Origin of the sequence: Mesorhizobium sp. Cs1299R1N1, from assembly GCF_037179655.1 — a bacterium.
Lineage (GTDB): Bacteria > Pseudomonadota > Alphaproteobacteria > Rhizobiales > Rhizobiaceae > Mesorhizobium > Mesorhizobium salmacidum.
The window spans coordinates 230450-253017 of the sequence record NZ_JAPYKR010000006.1; the positions used below are offsets into that span (position 1 = coordinate 230450).

A 22568-nucleotide genomic window follows, 5' to 3' on the forward strand; every position below is an offset into this window, starting at 1 on the left:
GGCCGCAAAGAGCAAAAATGTCCGGACAAAAGATCATGGTGAAAACCGAAGCAGGACAGGCGGAGGCTTCTCTCTTCAGGTCACCAAAAACCGCACGCCCGGGGTCATTCTCCACATGGATGCGTTCGGCCCGGCCGGCGCTGGGCGGCATGGCGGAAGCTTGGCTGCAGAGGGCTATACCGTGTTGGGGCCGGATCTGTTCTATCCCAACGCGCCCTATCCTGGTCGGGATGATTGGCCGTGTCAGGCCGGTAACGGGCGGCGTCCCTTTGCAGGAGCGGCGGGCCGATCGAACGCGCCGGCGTCGCGCGGATGCGGGCCGATCGGCATGATCGCCTCGAACGGCGTCGCGCCAAAAGCAAACGTCCATTTGTAGCCGACCAGTCCGTCCTCGGGCGTGGTGTGCTGGTCGTGATGGGCCAGCAGTTTCGCGCGGTCGGCAAGCTCCTCGGCCTCGCGCCGCACCATCTCCGCCGTTTCCGGCCGCATCCGCCTGGAGAAGCTGACGAAGGTCGCCTCCCGCTCGAGATGGGTGATCGCCCAGCCGATGAAATTCTTGTTGGTCATCTCGAACAGCGGCCTGAGCGGCCCCTCGAAATTCCACTGGATGGGCGTTTCGACCAGCAATTTCGCCGACAGGCCACGACCGAGCGCGATCAGACCGAGTTCCTCGAGGTCGCGCAGATAGAGGAACATCGAGGCCTCGCTCAGTCCCTGCGAGCGCATGATGCCTTGCGGCGTGAATTTTTCCGACAGCATGACGAAGACGAAGAGCAGCGCCGGCCGGCCGGCGAGCCTGCGCTCGATCCCGGGCGCGATGTGGTTGACCGGCCCCGGCCCCCGGTTCATCGAGCCGAGCACGTTTTCCAGCTCGACGCCGGCGGCAGCGCAGATCTCCACCAGCCGGTCGAGCTTGCAGTTCTTCTCGTGGAAGATGCGCTTCACCGTCGGCTCGGAAACGCCCATCCGCTCGCCAAGCTCGCGATAGGTGACCCCCTTCGCCTTAAGTGTCCGTTTCAGCGCCTCGAAGATCGGGCCGTTCATGGCATGCACCTCATTCCGGCAGGTTCGTATCGATATTCGATACTAGCGCCAATCACTCTTTCCGAAAAGTATCGAAAACCATAGGTCTCCGTCGTCATCACAGGAGACCGGACATGAAACGCATCATCACCTCAGCCTTCATCGCCGCCATCGGCATCGCGGCTCCCGCCCAGGCCGGCGAGCTCTGGCGCGCAAGCGGCCTCGAACAGCCGGAATCGGCGCTGTTCGACGCCGCCAACAACCGCATCATCGTTTCCAACATCGTCGGCAATCCGGGCGACGCCGACGGCAATGGTTATCTCAGCGTGCTGTCCCTCGACGGCAAGACCGTAACGCAACACTGGACCGACGGCATGGACGCGCCCAAGGGCATGGCGATATCGGGCGGCAAGCTCTATGTCGCCGACATCACCAAGGTCCGCGTCGTCGACCTCGCCAGCGGCAAGCTCATCGCCAGCATCGCCGTACCGAACGCGGTCTTCCTGAACGACATGACATCGGACCAGTCCGGCAAGGTCTATGTCACCGACATGCTGGCCGACACGATCTACCGGATCAATGGCGACAGGCCGGAACTGTTCGTGAGGGATGCGTTGCTGGCTTCGCCCAACGGCGTCTTCGCCGACGGCGACAGGCTGATCGTGGCCTCCTGGGGTAAGGGCATCAAGAGCGACTTCAGCACCGCCGAGCCGGGCGGGCTGCTGGCGGTCGACCTCGCCAGCAAGACGGTGACGCCGCTGTCGGGCGCCCAAAGGTTCGCCGACCTCGATGGCGTCGTCGCCATTGGCGGCACCCTCTATGCCACCGCCTACATGACCGGCACGCTCTACCGATACAGGACCGGCGGCACGCCGGAAGCGGTTGCGCAGTTCAAGCCCGGCAGCGCCGACATCGGCACCGACGGCGAGTCGATCCTCTATGTGCCGCTGATGAACGAGGGCGAAGTGGCGGCGCTGAAGCTCGACTGAGAGCCGGCGTCCCGAGGCCGATCCGCGCGACCTTCGCTGACAGCCGTGGATGGACCGTGGTAGGACGGCCCATCCACGGCGATGGTCGAGGAGGTTTGCCATGGAAGACCGGGAGATCAGAGCGGCCCTGGATCGCCATTGGGCCGCCTCCGACCGTCACCGGTGCCGGTGATGCGGCGCACGGTGAAGCGCCTGACCGATGACGGGCAGCCGTCCTACACCGTCAGCATCGTGGCGTTTCTCGACGGCAAGGTGGCCCACGAGACCCAGTATGTCGGCGCGCCGTTCGAACCCGGACCTTGGCGCGCGCAACGGGTCGAGCGGATATCGTGAGCCACAGCGACAATCATCCGCCGCTCGCGCGAGAAGAACTGCCCGACGATACGGCCGCCCTCGCCCGCCATCTCATCGGCAAGCTGGTGGTGCGCGACTTGCCTGAAGGCAGGGTCAGCGGCCGCATCGTCGAGACCGAGGCCTATGTCGTCGGCGATGCCGCCGGGCATGGCTTTCGGGGAATGACGCCGCGCAACCGGTCACTGTTTCTCGAGCGCGGGCACGCCTATGTCTATCTCGCCTATGGCATCTCGTTCATGCTGAACGTTTCGAGCGAGACGCAAGGCACCGGGACCGGCGTGCTGATCCGGGCGCTGGAGCCGCTGGAAGGCATCGCGATCATGCGGCTGAACCGGGGCGTCGAGCGCCTGCGCGACCTGGCGCGCGGGCCGGGAAGGCTGGCCGCGGCATTGCGGATCGATCGTTCGCTCGACGGGCTCGACCTTTGCCGGGAAGGCCCGCTATGGCTCGCTCGGGATGGCACTGAAACCGGCGCGATCGGGCAGAGCATCAGGATCGGCATTTCGAAGGATGCCGAGCGCCCGCTGCGATTTTATCTCGTGGGAAGCCCGTTCGTCAGCGGCCCGGGATCGCTCAATCGATGATTGACGGCTGTTCCACCTCCTGTTTTCCCGCCAGCTGCGCCCGCGCATCGCGAATCGAAGCGGCATAGGTCACCAGCGGCCGCTTGACGCCGTGGTTGATCAGCATGCGCCGTATCCGCGGCGAGGCGCCCGAAATGATGAAGCGCGCGCCAGCGCGCCTCGCCTTGCGGGCCGCGCTTTCGATGACATTGGCCGCCGTCGAATCAAAAAGCGGCACGGCCGAACAGTCGAGGATGAAGTTGCGGCGCTGGTCGGCGATGCGGTCGAGCACGCTGCCGACGGTGGAGGCGGCGCCGAAGAAGAAGGCGCCCGAGATGCGATAGACGACGGTTTCGGCGTCAGCGGCCTCGCTGGAATCATAGGCGCCGGCGCCGCTGTCGGCAACATCCTCCTGCGCCAGATCCGCCTCGACGGCGACGGACTTCGCCATGCGATCGATGAACAGGATCGAGCCGAGCGCGAAGCCGACGACGATGCCTTCGGTCAGGTCGCGGAAGACGACGATCAGGAAGGTCGCCAGCAGCACCAGCGCATCGCCGCGCGATGCCCTGAGCAGCGTGGCGAACGCCTGTTTCTCGAACATGTTCCAGCAGACCACCGCCAGCACGCCGGCAAGGGCCGAGAGCGGGATGTAGCTGGCTAGCGGCGCCGCCACCAGCATCAGCACCAGCAGGATAGCCGAATGGACGATGCCCGAAACCGGGCCGTGCGCGCCGGCCCGCACGTTGGTGGCGGTGCGGGCGATGGTGCCGGTGGCGCAGATGCCGCCAAACAGGGCGGATCCGATGTTGGCGAAGCCTTGCGCCACCAGCTCGCAATTCGAGCGGTGCCGCCGGCCAGTCATGCCGTCGGCAACGACGGCCGACAGCAGTGATTCGATCGCGCCAAGCAGCGCGAAGGCGGTCGCGTCCGGCAGGACGTCGAGCATCCTGCCGAGACTGACCGGGGGCAGGCCAGGCCATTGCAGGCTGCGCGGGATGCCGCCATAGCGCGTGCCGATCGTCTCGGCCGGCAGCGCAAACAGCGCCACGACGAGCGAGGCAAGCCCGATGGCGATCAGCATGGAAGGCCATTTCGGCCGCCAGCGCTTCAGGAAAACGATGGTTGCGATGGTCAACACCGCCACCAAGGTCGCGGCGGGGTTGAGCGTGCGGGCCGCTTCGCCAAGCGCGATCAACTTGGGCACGAACGGTCCGGGTTCCCTGGCCGGCAGGGTCAGCCCGAACAGTTCGACGATCTGGCCGGAGAAGATGATGACGGCAATGCCGGCGGTGAAGCCGACGGTGACCGGATAGGGAATGAATTTGATGTAGGTGCCGAGGCGGAGGTACCCGATCGCAAGCAGGAACACACCGGCCATCATCGTCGCCAGCAGCAGGCCGTCGACGCCGACGCGGGCGACCGTCGCCGCCACCAGCACGATGAAGGCGCCGGCCGGGCCGCCGATCTGGAAGCGGCTGCCGCCCAAGGCCGAGATGATGAAGCCGCCGACGATGGAGGTGTAGAGGCCGCGTTCCGGCGTCACGCCCGACGCGATCGCGATTGCCATCGACAGCGGCAGCGCGACGATGGCGACGGTCAGGCCGGACATGAAGTCGGCCTTGAATTGCGGCAGGTGGTAGCCCTCGCGCCAGACTGTCACCAGCTTCGGCGTGAACAATTCGGAAAATGTCGGCTTCACCGGCTGGTGGGCCGGTTGATACACTGCCTGACGCGCTTGATCCATGGGCTGCCTTCCGCACCTGCAAAGGCGGCGGGATCGTCGGCAGGACTGTCGGCGGTCGCCGTCGCGACTTATGCTGGCTCAGCCTAGGGATCCGGCGGCACGGCGGGCTTGAGGCGCACGCCCCTGCCGCCGCGCTCGCTGGGCTGGTTCTCGCCGATCAGTTCCACCCCGGCACCATCGAGAGCCTGGATGACCTTCATCAGCGTATCGACCACGCCCCTGACCACGCCGTCGCTCGCTTCCATGCGCTGGATGGTCGGAAGCGAGACGCCGGCGCGCTCGGCGAGCGTCTTCTGGTCGATGCCGGCCAAGGCCCTTGCGGCACGCATTTGCGCGGCAGTGATCATCGACCGGAACCCATGTCTGAGTCTGCGGAGATAATGTGTAAGACCATCATTGTGATGTTTCAAGCATCATTGTAAATGCGTTAGACATAATCGTTGTCGCCTGATTGCCCATTTTCTTCGATACTCCGCGAGAATTTCAAGCTAGGGTGGCGTGCATCCGGGGCAGGGGTATACGCGGTTGAGAATTTTCAAGACCTTGACGATATCGGCAGGTTTGCTGTCGCTGGTTTTGGCGCTGGCGGGCTGTGGTGGGCACCTCATCAACAGATTGATCTGACGGCGAGGTCAGGTGTCGTCGCTCACCGCCTGGCGCCGTTGCAGAAGCCTCGCCACCAACCAGCATAGCATCGCCCAGGCAAAGCCGGCGCACCAGCCCGCCAGCACGTCCGACGGCCAGTGGACGCCGAGATAGACGCGGCTGACGCCGACCAGCACCGCCGTCAGCACCGCCAGGAACAACACGTAGACCTGGGTGGTGCGGCCCGGCAGGAAGCGTGCCGCCAGCGAACCGAGCGTGAGATAGGTCACCGCCGACAGCATGGCATGGCCGCTCGGGAAGGAAAGCGAGGTCTCGTTGACCAGATGCGAAACCAGTTCCGGGCGGGGCCGGTCGACGCCGACTTTCAGCAAGCTCGACAGCAGCTGGCCGCCCGCCACCGCAACGAAGATGAGAAGCGCCGTCGCCGGGCGGCGGATCAACAGCAGATAGATGATCGTCGCCGTGGTGATCAGCACCAGCACGCTGGTGCTGCCAAGGCTGGTGATGTCGCGCATCGCCCCTTCGAGCCATGGCGGGCCGATGGGAACGCCGGGCTGGCCCGGCTGGCGGAAGGCAAGCAGGATTTCGGTATCGAAGGCGTGCGGCGTGGTGGCCCGTGCCACCTCCATCAATTCCTCGAACGCCCACAGCCCACCGGCGATGACCAGGCCGGCCAGCAGCACCGGGAATTCGACCCGGTTGAGCAGAGCTTTCGCAGCGTTCTTCATCGGCACCGTTACAACCGCCCTTGCAGATAGGGTCCAAGCGTGATCAGCGCCACGGCGGCGATCGCCAGCGCGATGCCGGCGGCCTGCAGCGCGTTGACGCGCTCGCCGAAGAACACCAGCGCCACGACGTTGACCGAGACCAGCTGGATGACCGCCGAGAGGCTGAAAGACACCGACATGCCGAATTCGCGGATCAGCCGCAGCATGATCAGATTGCCCAGCGAATAGAGCGCCAGCGTCAGCAGGATCCTGCCCAGGCTCGGTGCCAGCCCCCATTGCTTGGCGGCGGTCGCCGCCAGCAGGAAGATCACCGTCGAAAGGCCAAGCTGCAGCAGTCCCGAAAAACTCAACGTCCGTCCCCCTCGAAGCGGCTTTCGCCTGATGTCGCGGACCATGTTTCCGAAGCGCGCCGAGACGTCAAGCGACGTCGTTTCCAACGAAGGTCTTGGCAACGGCGAGACTGAAGCTCAATGTGCTGGAATCGCCCGGCATGTCGATAGAAGGGCGGTCAGGGGACCATGATTCGTATTCTTCAGAACTTGGCGCGGCGCTGGAGCGAGCTTTCCCTTGCCCTGCAATTCGTCGTTGCCGGCGGCTTTGGGCTTCTGGTCGTCATGCTGGTCGTAGGGACCTGGGTGACGACGCAGATCCGGGACGGCATCATTCGCAATTCGGCCGCCACGACGGCGCTTTATGTCGACAGCGTGATTGCGCCGCTGCTGCCCGACCTGCGCAAGAGCGAGGAACTCAGCGATTCCGTCAAACAGGCGCTCGACGAGACGCTCGGCCAGGGCGCGCTCGGCAAACGCCTGGCATCGTTCAGGCTCTGGCGCCGCGACGGCACGGTGCTCTACGCGAAGGACGCGGATTTGATCGGCCGCCGCTTCGACCTGAACAAAAATCTGCGTTCCGCCTTCCAGGGCAGTGTCGTTGCCCAGTTCGATACGTTCGACGAGAACGAAGACAAGGAGCGGGCCGCGGGCGTGCCGTTGCTCGAGATCTACAATCCCGTGCGCGAACCCTGGTCCGGCGACGTGGTCGCCGTCACCGAATTCTACGAGATCGCCAGCGATTTCAAAGCCACCCTGGCTTCCGCCCTGCTGTCGAGCTGGCTGGTGGTGGCCGGCACCACCTTGACGGCATTCCTGCTTCTGTCGAGCATCGTCCTGCGCGCCAGCCGCACCATCGACGACCAGCGCGGGGCGCTGCGCCGCCAGGTGTCGGAGCTGCAAGGGCTGGTGACGCAGAACAGCGCGTTGCGGCAACGCGTGCAGCGGGCGTCCCGCCGCGCCACCGCACTCAACGAAAGATACCTGCGCCGGATCGGCGCCGACCTGCATGACGGCCCGGCCCAGCTCGTGGCCCTGGCGGCGCTGCGCATGGACAGTCCGGTGTTCACCGGCGACGGCCATGGCAGCGAAGGCCGCTCGACCGAGGTCGCCATGATCCGCAAGACGCTGGAGGACGCGATGCGCGAAATACGCGGCATCTGCACCGGCCTGGTGCTGCCGCAGATAGAAACGGCGGCGGCCGCGGACGTGTTGCGGCTGGCCGTCGAGGAACATGAGCACCGGACGGGCACGTCGGTGAGGCTCACCCTGCCCGGACATTTGCCCGAACCCGGCGCTTCTGAGAAGATCAGCATCTATCGCTTCGTGCAGGAGGGGCTGAACAATGCCTACCGCCACGGGCGGGGCAAGGATCAGGCGGTGCATGCAGGAATGAAAAACGGCAGGCTTTTCGTTGAAGTTTCGGATGGCGGGCCGGGCTTCGATCCGGCGCGGGCCGAGGGGTTGGGGCTGGCCGGCCTCAGGGAGCGCGTTGAAAGCATCGGCGGACAGTTCGAAACCCTGACCGGGCCGAAAGGCACGAAGCTGGTGATCCGTCTTTCAGTCGAGGAGCAAGCATAATGGACGCCATTCGCATCGCCATTGTCGACGACCATCCGCTGTTCCGCGAAGGCGTGACCCGCAGCCTGTCGGAGATCGGAGGCTTCGAGATGGCCGGAGAAGGTGCGACCGCGCAGGACGCGGAACGCATCGTCTCGACCATGCAGCCCGACATATTGCTGCTCGATATTTCGATGCCGGGCGGCGGCCTGGCCGCGGTTGCAAGCATCCTTGCCGACCATCCCGCCCAGAAGATCGTCCTATTGACCGTTTCAGAAGCCAATGGCGATGTGACCAAGGCCCTGAACGCGGGCGTGCGCGGCTATGTCCTCAAAGGCGTCGGGTCGCGCTCGCTTGCCGATATCCTGCGCAACGTGGCGGCTGGCGAAAGCTATCTTTCGCCGATGTTGTCGGCCCGGCTGCTTTCCGATGTGCAGTCCCTGCAGCCTGCCAACGGCGTGGCGGACCGGCTGCGGCAACTCACCGGCCGGCAGACCGAAATCCTGCGGCTGGTGGCGGAGGGACTGAGCAACAAGGAAGTTGCCTTGCGCCTGGAGCTGCAGGAGAAGACCGTGAAGCACCACATGACGGGGGTGCTGTCGAAACTCAGCGTGCGAAACCGCACGGAAGCAGCCCTCATGATGCGCGAGTTTCGCGACCGCGAGACGGACCGCTCATAGAGCGGTTCAGCGTCTGCGTAATTCCGCCAGGAGAAAGCGCCGCGCGCTTTTCGCGGGAAGCCGTTTTTCCTGGAATAAGCGCCTCGGGGCATTTGGAACGCCGCGCAAAGGAGGTCACCTCCGCCGGGGGGCGGCGGAGGTGACGTGTGAAACTGGTCGTTGCCTGTTGACCAGCTTCACAAGGCCGAATTCACAGGGCCGAAATTCACAAGGCCGAATTCACAGGGCCGAAATTCACAGCGCCTTGAGCCGGCTGACATCGGCCGGTGTGGCCGGGCGGTCGATGATGGTGCGCCCGAGCGCATCCTTCATCCTGAAACGGCCGTTCTCGATGTTTTCCGTCATACCGTCGGGGTGCTGAACTGTAATCTTGTTGCCGTCCACGTCGACCTCGTCGCCGGTGGTGGCGTTGACATGGCTGCTCTTGTCGCGCTGGCCCTTGCCATTTCCGTTGTTCCCGCCGCCGCTATTCCCGTTACTGTTCCCGCTATTCCCGTTGCCGCCACTGTTACCGCCGCCGTTGCCGCCATTACCGCCATTGCCACCGCCACCACCGCCACCGCCGCCATTGCCACCACCCCTGTCGGCATGTGCGGTCGCGGCATCGATTCCAGGCACGAATCCATGGAAGGCAATTCCATAGGGAGCGACGGTCAGCGCCAGAAGCGCCGCCGATCTCAGAGCCAGGCGACAACAACGGGCCGTAATCGATCCGCGCATACTGATCTCCGTCGATTGAGCCGGCGCGCTCACCCCAACGTTGCAGTGCAACGAACATCGCCGAAAGACGTGGTGACCGAAAGCGGCCTCCGACCGTTGCGTTTGTCCCCCAGGACCTTTGCAGGCGCAAGATTGGACTAAAGTCCCAGGCCCCGGTGTGAAAACCGGTATCGTGAGGGAGCGGCAGCGCGGTTACGATGTCACGAAAATGTGATCAGTCGACTGTAAGGCGGTCGAACAGGCAACAAAATCCAGCCAAATCCAAGCCAGAGGCTCCCATGACCGAACATCGCTCCACCGATGCCCGATTCCGCACCAGCCTGCTCGAGGAAAACGAAGGCCCGGCCAACAATCCCAGCGAAAACCGCACGATGGGCGAGATTATCGCCGCGCGGTTCTCGCGCCGTGGCTTCCTCAAGGGTTCGCTTGCCGTCTCGGCGATCGCCGCCACCGTCAGCCCGCTGGCGATGATCGCCGCCGACGATGCTCGCGCCGCGGAAGGCTCCGCCTTCACATTCGACGAGCTGGAGGCCGGTATCGACGACAAGCACCATGTCGCGCCGGGCTACGACGCCGACGTGTTGTTGCGCTGGGGCGATCCGCTGTTTGCCGATTCGCCGGCATTCGACCCGACCAGGCAGTCGGCGCAAGCCCATGCCAGGCAGTTCGGCTACAACAACGACTATGTCGGCTATATCGCGATCGACGGCTCGGCGGAACACGGCCTGCTGGTCATCAACCACGAATACACCAACCCGCATCTGATGTTCCCGGGCATCGTCAAGATCGTCGAGAAGGACGGCAAGAAGTCGGCCGAGGTGGCGCCGCTCTCGAAGGAGCAGGTCGATGTCGAGATGGCCGCCCATGGCGGCACGATCGTCGAGATCCGCAAGGACGGCGGCAAATGGCAGGTGGTGCGTGACGGCAAGCTCAACCGCCGCATCACCTCCAACACCGAGATGGCGCTGTCCGGCCCGGTCGCCGGCCATGACCGCGTCAAGACCAATGCCGATCCGTCCGGAACGAAAGTCTTCGGCACGATCAACAACTGCGCCGGCGGCGTCACGCCCTGGGGCACCTATGTGATGGCCGAGGAGAACATCCACGGCTATTTCTCCGGCGAGCTGCCGGAGGGCCACAAGGAAGCCGCCAACTACAAGCGCCTCGGCATACCCGAAGGCGCCTATGAATGGGGCGCGCATTACGACCGCTTCAACCTCGCCAAGGAGCCGAACGAGCCCAACCGCTTCGGCTGGATCGTCGAGGTCGATGTCAACGACCCGAATTCGGTACCGCGCAAACGTACCGCCATGGGCCGTTTCAAGCATGAGGGCGCCGAATCGATCGTCGCCAAGGACGGCCGCGTCGTCTTCTATCTCGGCGACGACGAGCGCTTCGACTACGTCTACAAGTTCGTCACCAAGGACATGTTCAACGCCGGCGACCGCGCGGCCAACAAGGACCTGCTCGACGACGGCACATTGCATGTCGCCAAATTCGCCGAGGACGGCTCGGTCGAATGGATGCCGATCGTGTTCGGGCAGGGTCCGCTGACGGCGGAAAACGGTTTTGCCGGCCAAGCCGACGTGCTGATCGAGACGCGCCGCGCCGCCGACCTGCTTGGCGCCACCAAGATGGACCGGCCCGAAGACATCCAGCCCAATGCCGGCAACGGCAAGGTCTATGTCATGCTGACCAACAATTCCAAGCGCAAGGCCGATCAGGTCGACGCCGCCAACCCGCGCGCCGGGAATGCCTTCGGCCACATCATCGAGATCGTCGAGGACGGCGGCGATTTCGCCGCCACGAAGGGCAAGTGGGAAGTGCTGCTGAAATGCGGCGATCCGGCGGTGGCCGATGTCGGCGCCACCTTCTCCACCGCGACGACGGCCCATGGCTGGTTCGGCATGCCCGACAATTGCGCGGTCGATTCGGCCGGGCGCCTGTGGGTCGCCACCGACGGCCAGGGCCCGAAGGCCACCGGCCGCACCGACGGCCTGTGGGCGGTGGACACGGAAGGATCGGCGCGGGCGACCTCGAAACTGTTCTTCCGGGTGCCGATCGGCGCCGAAATGTGCGGCCCGCTGTTCGCGCCGGACGACCAGACCGCCTTCGTCGCCGTCCAGCATCCGGGCGACGGCGGCGAGGACTGGGATGCGTTCGGCCGGCCCTCCTACTACGAGGACCCGTCGACCCGCTGGCCCGATTTCAAGCCGGACATGCCGGTGCGGCCGGCGGTCGTGGCGATCACCAAACAGGGCGGCGGCAAGATCGCCGTCTGACGTAGGGCTAATGCATGTCACCCGGAACTGTGCTCGGTTCCGGGACGACGACATGCATAAAATCAGAAGCTTACAGCAGGTCGGGCGAATCCTATTCGCCGCGACATGCTGTAGACAAAACAAGAGGGGCTCCGGGAATCCGAAGCCCCTCTTTTTGTGCGCTGCCTGCATTCAAGCCTTGGGAAAGATCGGCAATTCACACATGGCGCCCTAGATCGCGATCAGGAGATCATCGCCATGCCCAAGTCGATCTACGACCGTGGCCGGCTCAAACCTGACGAAGTCGCCACCTTCCAACGTGTCTTCGATGAGGCCTGCCGCCGACGCGAAGCACATCCCGAATCCGCCAAGGCGCGTGAATTGGCGCTCACCTTGCTCGCCCTCTACAATGCCAGCATGGTCGACGAGGAGATGCTGACCGAGGCTGTCGGTTTCCGGCGGCTGGAACCGAAATCAGCGTGAGGTGCCCGGCCGACCGGGACCAGCGATCCGCCCAGCTATCGCCCTGGCCAATATGGCGGCATTGGCGAAGCAGCCGCGGATGCTCGGCCGCATGCCGGTGAACCACAGGCCGGGCAGTTTCGGATCGGCCTGGCCGCCGTTGAAGAGCGGAACGCCCTTTTCGTCGAGCACGCCGAGATCGCCGACCATGCGCTCCAGCCCGGTACGGTAGCCCGTCGCTGCTATGACGATGTCGGGAGCAACCATCCTGCCATCGGCCAGGATGACGCCATCGCGGGTGAACTCCCGTATCGCCGGCACGACCACGATCCTGCCCGATTTGATGGCATCGACGGCGCCGTCGTCCGCGGCGATCGCGGTATAGTCCGAAGTCAGGCGGCTGGCGCCACCGGCGGGTGCCGGCGGCATGCCGAATTTGGTGAGATCGCCGAAAACCAGGCGCTGCGTCACCGCCATAACCGCATCGGCGACGCGCAGCGGCAAGCGCGCCATGAGCGGCGAGAGCCGGTGCACGGCGATCTTGCCGACGCGCTTGGGCAAAAGAGCGGGACCGTTGCGAGCCGACAGCCAGACAGCGGCGGTGTCGACGCCCGCCAGGTGATTGAGGGCGTCGAAGCCCGAATTGCCGGCGCCGACAACCAGCACCTTCTTGCCCGCATAGGCCCGGGCGTCGCCGAAATCGGCCGAATGGATGATCCGGCCCGCGAACGCCTGCATGCCCTTCCATTGCGGCGTGTAGGGTTCCCTGTCGCGGCCGGTGGCGACAATGACGTGACGCGCCAGGCGCGAGCCGGCGCTGGTGCGCACGATCCAGTGATCACCCCCGAAAATGATGGCCTCGGCGGAAACGCCAAACTCCACCGGCAAACGGTTCGCCTCATGGAAATCGTCCATATGGCGGATGACGACATCCCGGTGCGGAAAGGCGGGGGTCCCCTTGGGATAGGCAAGGCCGGGCAGCGCCGAGAGATCGCGGTGGGTGTTGAGGTGCAGCTGCTCGTGGCGCCGGCGCCAGGGCTCGGCCAGCCGGCTTTCCTTCTCGAGGACCGCCGTCGCCACGCCGGCCTTCATCAAAGCCCGCGCGACAGCCAGCCCGGCGACGCCAGCGCCAATGACGATCGCCGGCTCGATCGCCACCATCTGCTCCATCATCGTCCCAGGTGTCGTATCAGCCATTCACTCTCGAATCCCATTCGCCCTTACGGCAGCCCCGAAAGGCTCGCAGGCCGTTGTAACAGTTTGATCGCGTGCAGGACCCGAACGGCAACTCGATGCCGATCTTCGAAGGCCCCGCGCCGAGGCGCGATCTCGCTCCGGAGCATTCCACCGCCCGGTGGAAACTGCCGGTCGCGGCACCGCGGCCAAAACAACGACATGGAGCGGATTACCCGCTTCTGTCCGAATACATCCAGCCCTATATGGCATATCGGCGGCATCGGCGATAATCAGGTCGCGGCAAAGTGATTGATTCGAGGTCCGGGGGCTGGGGATCTCGTCACAGACGTGGGCATTCGAAACCGGCAATCGATTTCGGCTACCCGCGAGAAATCAAGACGCCGTGGCGCGTCTTGCGTGTCGACCGGCACGTCGCGCCACAAACGGCACGCGGAATCTCGACCATGCCCTCCTTGCGGATCTATTTCGACAACATCCTCGAGGGGGCCTCGCCCAAGGTCGAGCGCCAGGCGCTGGCGCATGTCGAGCGGCTGGCGCTGGTGCGCCGCCATGGCGACTTCTCGCTCGCCTATTCCACCGCCGTGCAGCACAAGCTTTCCTATTTTGGCGACGCCGACGGCTACATCGCCTTCGGCACCAAGATGAAGCATCATTTCGCGCTCGGCGATCCGGTGGCGGCGCCGGCGCAGCGGCCCGATTATATCAGACGCTTCGTCGAGAGTGCCGGCGGCCCATGGTTCGTGCAGATCGGCGAACAGACCGCCCAGGTCCTTGCCGGCCTCGGCTACAAGATCAACCGGCTGGGCATCGATACCCGCCTGCCGCTGCCCGACCATGATTTTTCCGGCAAGCGAAACGAGACGGTGCGCTATTCCGAGCGCTGGCTGCTGAAGAAAGGCTTTTCGTTCGAGGAGGACAAACGCACGATCAACCTCGACGAGATCTCCCGGCTCTCGCAAAATTGGCGCGGCGACCGCATCGTCAAGCGCTGGGAGATGGGTTTCCTCAACCGTCCGTTTTATGATCAGCTCGGCAGCGACATGCGCCGTTTCGTGCTGCACGGTCCCGATGGCGACCTGGTCGCCCTGCTCGACTTCGATCCGATGTTCGCCGGCGGCAAGGTGATCGGCTACACCACCGCCTTCAAGCGCAAGCATATCGATGCCTCGCCGCATGCCGAGATCGGCCTGACCAAATTCGCCGTCGACCGGTTTCGCGAGGAAGGTATCTCGGTGGTGACGCTCGGCCTGTCGCCGCTCGTCGATGTGGGTCCCAGCGGATTTGCCGAAAGCGAATTCTGGCGCAACACCTTCCAGCGCGCCTACGACTCGTCCTGGGTCAACCGCCGCAGGTTCAACCTGCAGGGCCAGGCGGCATTCAAGCGCCGCTTCCACGGCGCCGAGGAGCCGGTCTACATCGCCTTTCGCGATGGGACCTACATCGAGATGCTGGGGTTGCTGCGGCTGGTCAAGGCGATTTGAGATCTGCCCTTTCCTCGCCCCCGCGGAGCGGGGAGAGGAACCAAGTCCCAGCCGATCAGTTCCGCAGCCGGTAGCCGGTCCGGAATATCCAGGCGACGATCGCGATGCAGACGGCCAGGAACACCAGCGTCATGCCGAGGCTGATGCCGACCGAGACGTCGGCCTTGCCGTAGAAACTCCAGCGGAAACCGCTGATCAGGTAGACCACCGGGTTGAACAGCGTGATCGTTTTCCAGATGCCGGGCAGCATGTGGATCGAATAGAAGCTGCCGCCGAGGAAGGTCAGCGGGGTGACGATCAGCAGCGGCACCAGCTGCAGCTGCTCGAAGCTTTTCGCCCAGATGCCGATGATGAAGCCGAACAGGCTGAAGGTCACCGCCGTCAGGATCAGGAAGGCGAGCATCCAGAACGGATGTTCGATGTGCAGCGGCACGAACAGCGAGGCCGTGGCCAGGATGATCAGGCCGAGGATGATCGACTTGGTGGCCGCGCCGCCGACATAGGCGATGACGATCTCCAGATAGGAGACCGGCGCCGACAGAAGCTCGTAGATCGAGCCGACGAATTTCGGGAAATAGATGGCGAAGGAGGCGTTGGAGATCGACTGCGTCAAGAGCGACAACATGATCAGTCCCGGCACGATGAAGGCGCCGTAGCTGATGCCGTCGATCTCGGTGATGCGCGAGCCGATGGCCGAGCCGAAAACGACGAAATAGAGCGATGTCGAGATGACCGGCGAGATGATGCTCTGCAGCACGGTGCGGAACGCACGCGCCATCTCGACCCGATAGATTGCCCACACCGCACGTAGATTCATGGCCGCGCGCGGGTTCATGGCTCTTGCCTCAGGAGATTGACGAAGATCTCTTCGAGCGAACTGTTCTTGGTGTCGAGATCGCGGAACTGGATGCCGGCCGCCTCGAGATCGCGGATCAGCGAGGCGACGCCCGGCCGGTCGCTCTGGTTGGCATAGGTGTAGGTGAGCTGGTTGCCGTCCGGCGACAGTTCGAGCGCGTAGTTCGAGAGCCCGTTGGGCACGCTGCCGAGCGGCGCGCGCAGCTCCAGCCTCATCTCCTTGCGGCCGAGCTTGAGCATCAGTTCGGCCTTGTCCTCGACCAGGATGATCTCGCCGCGGTTGATGACGCCGACGCGGTCGGCCATGGCCTCGGCTTCCTCGATATAGTGCGTGGTGAGGATGATGGTGACGCCATCCTCGCGCAGCCGGCGCACCATCGCCCACATGTCCTGGCGCAGTTCGACGTCGACGCCGGCGGTCGGCTCGTCGAGGAACAGGACGCGCGGCTCGTGCGACAGCGCCTTGGCGATCATCAGCCGCCGCTTCATGCCGCCCGACAGGGTGATCGCCTTGGCGTCCTTCTTGTCCCACAGCGACAGATCGCGCAGCACCTTCTCGACAAAGGCCGGATTGGCCGGCCTGCCGAACAGGCCGCGGCTGTAATTGACGGTTGCCCAGACGCTCTCGAAGGCGTCGATGGTGAGTTCCTGCGGCACCAGCCCGATCAGGCTGCGCGCGGCGCGATAGTTCTTGCTGATGTCGTGGCCGTCGACGGTGACGGTGCCCGACGAGCGGTTGACGATGCCGCAGACGATCGAGATCAGTGTCGTCTTGCCGGCGCCGTTGGGACCGAGCAGCGCGAAGATCTCGCCGCGCTCTATGTCGAGGCTGACTTCCTTGAGCGCGGTGAAGCCGGTGGCGTAGGTCTTGGAGACCCCGGAAATGGAAAGAATGGAGGGCATGGCTGAAAACGGCTGCTTGAAAGAGGTGACTTGATATAGGCCTGTTGTCGCCCAGTGCAACTGCAAGTCAACGCCCTGCTGCCAGTTCTCGACATAGAAGCCGGGGGCCGGTTGGAAATGGGTGGCTTCTATTCGGTAAAATTGTCCTGTGGCGTTCAGCCTCGCGGCGGGACGTCGCTTTGACCTGACCCGGCTTCGGGCCTATCCTTCGCCAGTATTGGAGCAATTCCAGGAAAAGTGTGAAGCGGTTTTCCCGGGAAAGGCGCATAACGCTTTCCCTAGGGAATTGCGTCAAAATAAATAATAAGCAGCCGGAGCCCGCCATGGACCCGCTTATTCTCTCGCGCATGCAGTTCGGCGCGAATATCTCGTTCCATATCCTGTTTCCGACGATCACCATTGCCCTTGGCTGGGTGCTGCTGTTCTTCAAGCTGCGCTACAACGCGACCAATGATTCCGCCTGGATGCGCGCCTATTTCACCTGGGTGAAGGTGTTCGCGCTGTCCTTTGCCATGGGCGTGGTTTCGGGCGTCACCATGAGCTTCCAGTTCGGCACCAACTGGCCGGGCTACATGCAGCATGTCGGCAACATCGCGGGACCGCTGCTCGCCTACGAGATCCTCACCGCCTTCTTCCTTGAAGCGGCCTTCCTCGGCATCATGCTGTTCGGCTTCCGCCGCGTTTCCAACCGCGTCCACACGCTGGCGACGGTGCTGGTCGCCGGCGGCACCACGCTATCGGCCTTCTGGATCGTCGCGCTCAATTCCTGGATGCAGACCCCGGCTGGCTTCGAGATGCGCGATGGCGTCGCGCATGCCGTCGACTGGTGGGCCATCGTCTTCAACCCGTCCATGCCCTACCGGCTGGTGCACATGCTGCTCGCCTCGGGGCTGACGGTGTCGTTCCTGATCGCTGGCCTGTCGGCGCTGCGCTACCTCAAGGGTGACCGTTCGGAATCGATGTGGAAGGCGCTGCGCACCGGCGTCTTCACCGCCGCGATCCTGATCCCGATCCAGATCCTGGCCGGCGACCAGCATGGGCTGAACACGCTGGAGCACCAGCCGCAGAAAATCGCCGCCATGGAGGCCAATTGGAACACCGGCCCCAACGTGCCGCTGGTGCTGTTCGCGCTGCCCGACGAGGCAGCCAGGGAAAACAAGTTCGAGGTCGCGATTCCCGACGGCGCCAGCCTTATCCTGCGGCACAGCATCGACGGTGTCGTGCCGGGGCTGAACGATTTTCCGGGCAACCACCCGCCGGTCTTTCCGCTCTTCTGGAGTTTCCGCATCATGGTCGGCACCGGGCTCTTGATGCTCGCCGTCTCGTGGTCGGCCGCCTTCTTTCTCAAGCGCCGGCATTCGCTGCCCAAGCCGCTCGCGCTGCTGATGGTGCCGATGGCGCTGTCGGGCTGGCTGGCGACACTGGCCGGCTGGTACACGACCGAGATCGGCCGCCAGCCCTGGCTGGTGACCGGCGTGCTGAAGACCGCCGATGCCGTCGGTCCGGTGGCCGGCAGCCATGTCGCGCTGACGCTCGCCGTCTACCTTCTCCTCTACGTGCTTTTGCTGATCGCCTATCTCGGCGTGCTGGTGCACCTGGCGCTGAAGGCGGCCAAGGATGGCGACACCTCGCCGCTGCCGGGTGTGATGAAGACGGCCATGTCGCAACCGGCGGCGGGGGAGTGAAGAGATGAGCTACGACTGGCCAACCCTGCTCCCCCTCATCTTCGCCGGCCTGATGGGCCTTGCCATTCTGATCTACGTCATTCTCGACGGCTTCGACCTCGGCATCGGCATGCTGTTCGCCGCCGCCGAGGACGCCGAGCAGGATACGATGATCGCGGCGATCGGCCCGTTCTGGGACGCCAACGAGACCTGGCTGGTGCTGGCCGTCGGCCTGCTGCTGGTCGCCTTTCCGCTGGCGCATGGCGTCATCCTCACCGCGCTCTACATTCCGGTCTTCGTGCTGCTGGTCGGACTGATCCTGCGCGGCGTCGCCTTCGATTTCCGCGCCAAGGTGCCGGCCGGCCGCAAGCACCGCTGGAACCGTATCTTCTTCCTGGGCTCGCTCACCGCCTCGCTGGCGCAAGGCTACATGCTGGGCGTCTATGTGCTCGGCCTCGATGTCGGGCCGGGCGGCATGGCGTTCGGCGTGCTGGTGGCGTTCTGCCTTGCTGCAGCTTATGCCGCGATGGGCGCTGCCTGGGTGATCTACAAGACCGAGGGCGAGTTGCAGAAGAAGGCGGTGCTCTGGCTGCGCACGGCGCTGGTGCTGACCGCGCTCGGTATGGCCGCCGTGTCGCTGGCGACACCCTTCGCCAGCCCGCGCATCTTCGCCAAATGGTTCGACTGGCCGTGGATGCTCTATCTGTCGCCGCTGCCGATCCTGTCGGCGCTGCTGTTTCTCTGGCTGTGGCGGCAGACCTTCCACCTGCCCCGGCCCGGCGACCGCCATGCGCTGACGCCGTTCCTGACGCTGGCCGCCATCTTCGCGCTCGGCTTTGCCGGCCTTGCCTGGTCGTTCTATCCCTATGTGGTGCCCGATCGCCTGACCATCTGGCAGGCGGCGTCGGCGACCGAAAGCCTGGCCATCATCCTGGCCGGCACCGTGGTGGTGCTGCCGGTGATCATCTTCTATTCGTTCTACGCCTACCGCGTGTTCGGCGGCAAGGCGACGGATTTGACGTACGATTGAGGCTCTGACCTACGAGTAGGACGGGCGGCGGATCAAACTGCCGGCTCAGATCAGCCCGCTGTCTCGCGCGGCGGCGGTGGCCTCACCGCGCGACACGGCCTCGAGCTTGCCCAGCACCGCCGAGACATGGTGGTCGACCGTTTTGGGCGAAATGGCGAGATGCTCGGCGATGCGCTTGTTGGACAAGCCGCGCTCGATCAGCTGCAGCACTTCCATCTGGCGCTCTGTCAGGCCGGCGCGATTGGCGCGCGTGGAGCGGCGCGGGCCACGGGCGATGTGAATGACGCCGCTTCGGCGCATGATGTCGCGCACGTGCTGGGCGACCGGCCGGGCACCGAGCGCCTCGAATGTCTCCAGCGCCACCCGCTGCGCGGCCTCGTCGCCCCGGGCAAGCGCCAATGCCCGTTCGTAAGGTGCGTCGAGCTCGGCCCAGGCCGAGGCCGCGCCATGCCAGTCACCGGTGAGCAGCATCTTGTACGGCAAGGCCATGCCGGCCGTGTCTCCGGGATCGACATCCGGTGCCAGCATCTGCCGCCAGACGGCCAGTTCGGCAAAGACCGCCCGCGTCGGTGACAGACCTTCGGCAAGCCCGATGAGCCGCAGCGCCTCCTCCTTGTCCGCCTGCCCGAGCCAGGCTTGTTCGGCAACCACCGCCGCGTAGGGCAGCAGCCGCTGCAGCTCGATCCCCTTTTCCAGGAACCGCTTCATCTCCGCCAGAAGCGGCTCGGCCGACGGGTCGCCGCGCCGAAGGCGCAGTTTGGCCAGCGCAACCAAGGCGGGATAGCGCACCAGGGCCGTGGCCTGATCGTTGCCGATCACGTCCAGCGCCTCGGACGCCGCCTCATCCCAGCATCCCTGACGCAGCCGCAACTGTGCGCGCACGCCGAGCATGTAGTCGCGCCATGTCGCCAGATCGTTCTCGACGCAATAGTCGATGCCGCGATCGAGGAAGGATTGAGCCTCGCGATAGTCGAGCTGGTTCATGCCGCCACAAGCGCAATTGGTGAAGGCGCGTGCCGCGTGCTCCTGAAAATTCTCCCGCAGCGCGATTTCGAGGCTGCGGGCAAGATGCCGCCGGCTGCTGGCCAGATCCAGCCACTGCTCGGCGGCGCCGACATTGTTGAGCGCGTGGCAGACGACATCCGGCCGGTTCAACCGTTCGGCGAGCTCTATCGCCCTGGAGCCCAGCGACAATGCCTCGTGCAGTCTTTCGGCCAGCATCGCCAGCTGCGAAAGGTTAGAATAGGCCATGGCAAGTTCGGCACTGGGCCCAACGGCCTCCAGCAACGCGACCGCCTGGGCGCCGAACCGGTCGGCGGCCTGTCGGTCGCCCAGGAGATAGGCGAAGCGGGACAGCCATCTGAGGCTGTCGCCTTCCTTCAGACTATTGCCGAGCGCCTGCTGCAGTGCGCGCGCCTGCTCCTGCGCCTCGATGGCCTCGTCGATGCGCGCGATCAAATGGCACTCGAAGGCATATTGCTCGTAAAGCCCGGCGCGCTCTTGCGCGGGCAAGGTGTCGGCCTGGCGCAAGGCGACCTCATAATAGCCGGCGGCGTCACGGTGGGCGCCAACCCGGGAGGCCTCGCGTGCGGCGACCGGTGCCAGTTCGCGCACCGTCTCCAGATTGTGTGCCTCCACCGCGTGATGGACCAGCCGCGCGGTGGCGACGTCGCCCCTTTCGAGCAGCGCCGACAGAGCGCGCTGGTTGAATGCCCGCCGGTGGCTGGTCGTCAGCATGGTCTCGATGGCGTGGCGGGCGATCTCGTGGCGAAACGCAAAGGCGTCGCCCAGATCGTCCAGCAAACCGTTGGATACGCATTCCGCCAGCTGGCCGGCGCTGGCTACGCCGCACAGGCCCGCCAGGGCCCAGGCGTCGGCGCGCCGGGGAAATACCGAGACGGCGTCGAGCATCGAACGGGCACCGGCCGACAGACGTTCGGCGCGCGCGAGCACCGCGTCGCGCACGCTGGCCGGCAGCGCCGTTTCGCATTCGCAGCTCAACAGTTCGGTGACGAAAAAGGCGTTGCCGGCGGTCGCCCGGTAGATGGCATCGCCGTCTCGGCCGGCGGCACCGGCGAGCGACAGCACCGCCGCTTCGCTCAAAAGCGGCACGTCGATGCGTGCAACGCTTGCGGCCGGGATTTCACCCAGCGCGCGGCGCACGCGCATCTGGCCCTCGCTGCGGTCGGTGCGCGCCGTCAGCAGCAGCAGGATGTGGGTGTTGGCGATGCGGCGGCCGAGAAAGCGGACGAAGTCGAGCGTCGCGTCATCGGCCCAGTGCAGGTCCTCGATCACCAGAAGGGTCGCGCCCGTTCTCGCCTCGAAGACATCCAGTGCATCGGAAAACAGCGGCAGCCGCTCTCCCCGCCGCGCGTCGACCGCCTGCGGCATTGCCCATTGCGCCTCGCGTGCAAGGTCGTAGAGCGGCCCGAGCGGATCGGGAATCGACAGGTCTTCGCAGGCGCTGCGGAAGATGCGGGCCCGCGCACCGGTTTCGCCGATGAAGGCCTCGACAAGGGCCGACTTGCCGGCGCCCGCTTCGCCCGACAACGCCGCCACGTGACCGCGGCCGCGACCTGCCTGTGCCAGCAAGCCGTCCAATTGCGCCAGCTGTGTCTGCCGTTCCAGAAGCAAGGTCATTGGCTCATGTGATCCTGGCTGCGGCCGCCGCACCCCAGCCCGACCGCCAGGGTAGCCGGGCCCGGTATCTGCTGTGTGGCTCCTGGGGTAAACGCCGTTAACATGGGGAATCGTCCCGCCAAACATAGGGAAAGGTTCCGATGCGCGCCGTTGACGGGCGTGATCATGTCCGGCCGCGCTCAATTCGAGCGTGTCCAATGGAAAAGGGAACCTCGATATGCCCCGCTATGTGGTTGAACGTACATTTCCCGACGGCCTCAGCGTGCCGATGAACGATGCCGGCGCCGATGCACTGGCCGGAGTGATCATGCGCAATGCGGAGAAGGGCGTCACCTGGGTGCAGTCCTTCGTGTCGCCCGACAAGAAGCAGAGCTTCTGCATCTATGACGCGCCTTCGCCGGAGGCGATCCGCAGCACTGCCCAGAAGAACGCCCTTCCTGTCGACAAGATCACGGAGGTGCGGGTTCTTGACCCTTACTTTTACCGCCCATGAAAATCCGATCGCCCAGCGCAACGGCGACATGTCCGACATGCCGGCCAACGACACGATACCTGCCATGGGAGATGGCCGCCGGGCATGGAGCGTGCCCCGCCGCCTGTGGCGGATCGTGTCGGCGCTTTCCGCGCAATTGCCGGGCAGGCGCCGGCCACCGGAAGGCGACTATCTGAGGCGCGACATCGGCCTGCCGGAGCGCGAAGAGCTGCCCCACTACTGGGACTTCACCCGGCTGTAACCCCTGATACGTCCGGCCGTCCGGCTTCGCTGCGAGGAGCGG

The 22568-nt window shown here is 64.9% G+C and carries 22 protein-coding genes; 12 read left to right on the forward strand and 10 right to left on the reverse strand.

Annotation, left to right across the window (positions count from 1 at the left end):
• Positions 1 to 243: 243 nt before the first annotated feature.
• Entirely contained in the window at positions 244 to 1044 is an 801-nt protein-coding gene (locus O7A70_RS15310; protein WP_337141092.1) for a helix-turn-helix domain-containing protein, read from the reverse strand.
• A 113-nt stretch (positions 1045 to 1157) separates the two neighbouring features.
• On the opposite strand from O7A70_RS15310, the gene O7A70_RS15315 reads away from it, so the two are divergent.
• The 3 genes from O7A70_RS15315 to O7A70_RS15325 all read left to right on the forward strand — a co-directional run bounded on the left by O7A70_RS15315 (position 1158) and on the right by O7A70_RS15325 (position 2950).
• Positions 1158 to 2012, forward strand: coding sequence for an SMP-30/gluconolactonase/LRE family protein (locus O7A70_RS15315; RefSeq protein ID WP_337141093.1), 855 nt, complete (start codon positions 1158 to 1160; stop codon positions 2010 to 2012).
• A gap of 138 nt (positions 2013 to 2150) precedes the next feature.
• Positions 2151 to 2345, forward strand: a complete 195-nt coding sequence (locus tag O7A70_RS15320; protein ID WP_442921187.1) for a hypothetical protein — start codon at positions 2151 to 2153, stop codon at positions 2343 to 2345.
• Positions 2342 to 2950 (forward strand): DNA-3-methyladenine glycosylase, encoded by a 609-nt coding sequence (locus tag O7A70_RS15325; RefSeq protein WP_337141094.1) that lies wholly within the window; start codon positions 2342 to 2344, stop codon positions 2948 to 2950. The genes O7A70_RS15320 and O7A70_RS15325 overlap by 4 nt, the downstream gene beginning before the upstream one ends.
• Here O7A70_RS15325 and O7A70_RS15330 read toward each other — a convergent pair.
• From O7A70_RS15330 to O7A70_RS15345, 4 genes are all read right to left on the reverse strand, one after another.
• A complete protein-coding gene (locus O7A70_RS15330) occupies positions 2940 to 4676 on the reverse strand; it encodes a SulP family inorganic anion transporter (protein WP_337141095.1) in 1737 nt (578 codons plus the stop codon). The genes O7A70_RS15325 and O7A70_RS15330 overlap by 11 nt on opposite strands.
• Before the next feature lie 83 nt (positions 4677 to 4759).
• Positions 4760 to 5023 (reverse strand): helix-turn-helix domain-containing protein, encoded by a 264-nt coding sequence (locus tag O7A70_RS15335; RefSeq protein ID WP_140715716.1) that lies wholly within the window; start codon positions 5021 to 5023, stop codon positions 4760 to 4762.
• A gap of 285 nt (positions 5024 to 5308) precedes the next feature.
• A complete protein-coding gene (locus O7A70_RS15340) occupies positions 5309 to 6010 on the reverse strand; it encodes a phosphatase PAP2 family protein (RefSeq protein ID WP_337141096.1) in 702 nt (233 codons plus the stop codon).
• An 8-nt stretch (positions 6011 to 6018) separates the two neighbouring features.
• On the reverse strand, positions 6019 to 6360 hold the full coding sequence (locus O7A70_RS15345; RefSeq protein ID WP_337108543.1) for a hypothetical protein: 342 nt from the start codon (positions 6358 to 6360) through the stop codon (positions 6019 to 6021).
• A 168-nt stretch (positions 6361 to 6528) separates the two neighbouring features.
• Between O7A70_RS15345 and O7A70_RS15350 the strand changes: the two genes are divergently transcribed.
• Positions 6529 to 7920 (forward strand): sensor histidine kinase, encoded by a 1392-nt coding sequence (locus tag O7A70_RS15350; protein WP_337141097.1) that lies wholly within the window; start codon positions 6529 to 6531, stop codon positions 7918 to 7920.
• A complete protein-coding gene (locus O7A70_RS15355) occupies positions 7917 to 8579 on the forward strand; it encodes a response regulator transcription factor (protein ID WP_337108603.1) in 663 nt (220 codons plus the stop codon). Before O7A70_RS15350 ends, O7A70_RS15355 begins: the two co-directional genes overlap by 4 nt.
• Before the next feature lie 234 nt (positions 8580 to 8813).
• On the opposite strand, the gene O7A70_RS15360 is transcribed toward O7A70_RS15355, so the two are convergent.
• Positions 8814 to 9299 (reverse strand): hypothetical protein, encoded by a 486-nt coding sequence (locus tag O7A70_RS15360; protein ID WP_337141098.1) that lies wholly within the window; start codon positions 9297 to 9299, stop codon positions 8814 to 8816.
• 278 nt (positions 9300 to 9577) lie between these two features.
• On the opposite strand from O7A70_RS15360, the gene O7A70_RS15365 reads away from it, so the two are divergent.
• Both O7A70_RS15365 and O7A70_RS15370 read left to right on the forward strand, forming a co-directional pair.
• On the forward strand, positions 9578 to 11581 hold the full coding sequence (locus O7A70_RS15365; protein ID WP_337141099.1) for a PhoX family protein: 2004 nt from the start codon (positions 9578 to 9580) through the stop codon (positions 11579 to 11581).
• A 237-nt stretch (positions 11582 to 11818) separates the two neighbouring features.
• Positions 11819 to 12043 carry a hypothetical protein gene (locus O7A70_RS15370; protein ID WP_337141100.1) on the forward strand — a complete coding sequence of 75 codons (225 nt, stop codon included), beginning with the start codon at positions 11819 to 11821 and terminating at the stop codon, positions 12041 to 12043.
• Here the strand turns inward: O7A70_RS15370 and O7A70_RS15375 are convergent.
• Positions 12035 to 13219 carry a flavin-containing monooxygenase gene (locus tag O7A70_RS15375; protein WP_337141101.1) on the reverse strand — a complete coding sequence of 395 codons (1185 nt, stop codon included), beginning with the start codon at positions 13217 to 13219 and terminating at the stop codon, positions 12035 to 12037. The two genes, O7A70_RS15370 and O7A70_RS15375, sit on opposite strands and share 9 nt — an antisense overlap.
• Before the next feature lie 443 nt (positions 13220 to 13662).
• On the opposite strand from O7A70_RS15375, the gene O7A70_RS15380 reads away from it, so the two are divergent.
• Entirely contained in the window at positions 13663 to 14700 is a 1038-nt protein-coding gene (locus O7A70_RS15380) for a phosphatidylglycerol lysyltransferase domain-containing protein (RefSeq protein WP_337141103.1), read from the forward strand.
• Positions 14701 to 14755: 55 nt separating this feature from the next.
• Here O7A70_RS15380 and O7A70_RS15385 read toward each other — a convergent pair whose 3' ends face one another.
• Together O7A70_RS15385 and O7A70_RS15390 are read right to left on the reverse strand one after the other, a co-directional pair.
• Positions 14756 to 15517, reverse strand: coding sequence for an ABC transporter permease (locus tag O7A70_RS15385; RefSeq protein ID WP_027146438.1), 762 nt, complete (start codon positions 15515 to 15517; stop codon positions 14756 to 14758).
• A 14-nt stretch (positions 15518 to 15531) separates the two neighbouring features.
• A complete protein-coding gene (locus O7A70_RS15390) occupies positions 15532 to 16458 on the reverse strand; it encodes an ABC transporter ATP-binding protein (protein WP_337141104.1) in 927 nt (308 codons plus the stop codon).
• Between the two features lie 323 nt (positions 16459 to 16781).
• Between O7A70_RS15390 and O7A70_RS15395 the strand changes: the two genes are divergently transcribed.
• Together O7A70_RS15395 and O7A70_RS15400 are read left to right on the forward strand one after the other, a co-directional pair.
• Positions 16782 to 18143, forward strand: coding sequence for a cytochrome ubiquinol oxidase subunit I (locus tag O7A70_RS15395; protein ID WP_337141105.1), 1362 nt, complete (start codon positions 16782 to 16784; stop codon positions 18141 to 18143).
• Between the two features lie 4 nt (positions 18144 to 18147).
• Positions 18148 to 19152, forward strand: a complete 1005-nt coding sequence (locus tag O7A70_RS15400; protein ID WP_337141106.1) for a cytochrome d ubiquinol oxidase subunit II — start codon at positions 18148 to 18150, stop codon at positions 19150 to 19152.
• Between the two features lie 45 nt (positions 19153 to 19197).
• Here the strand turns inward: O7A70_RS15400 and O7A70_RS15405 are convergent, their stop codons facing one another.
• Entirely contained in the window at positions 19198 to 21792 is a 2595-nt protein-coding gene (locus tag O7A70_RS15405; RefSeq protein WP_337141107.1) for an ATP-binding protein, read from the reverse strand.
• Between the two features lie 217 nt (positions 21793 to 22009).
• Between O7A70_RS15405 and O7A70_RS15410 the strand changes: the two genes are divergently transcribed.
• The gene (locus O7A70_RS15410) at positions 22010 to 22285 is read left to right on the forward strand and encodes a DUF4242 domain-containing protein (RefSeq protein ID WP_337141108.1); all 276 of its coding nucleotides are present in this window, start codon (positions 22010 to 22012) and stop codon (positions 22283 to 22285) included.
• Complete coding sequence (locus O7A70_RS15415) at positions 22260 to 22526, forward strand: hypothetical protein (RefSeq protein WP_337141109.1); 267 nt, start codon at positions 22260 to 22262, stop codon at positions 22524 to 22526. Before O7A70_RS15410 ends, O7A70_RS15415 begins: the two co-directional genes overlap by 26 nt.
• Positions 22527 to 22568: the final 42 nt, after the last annotated feature.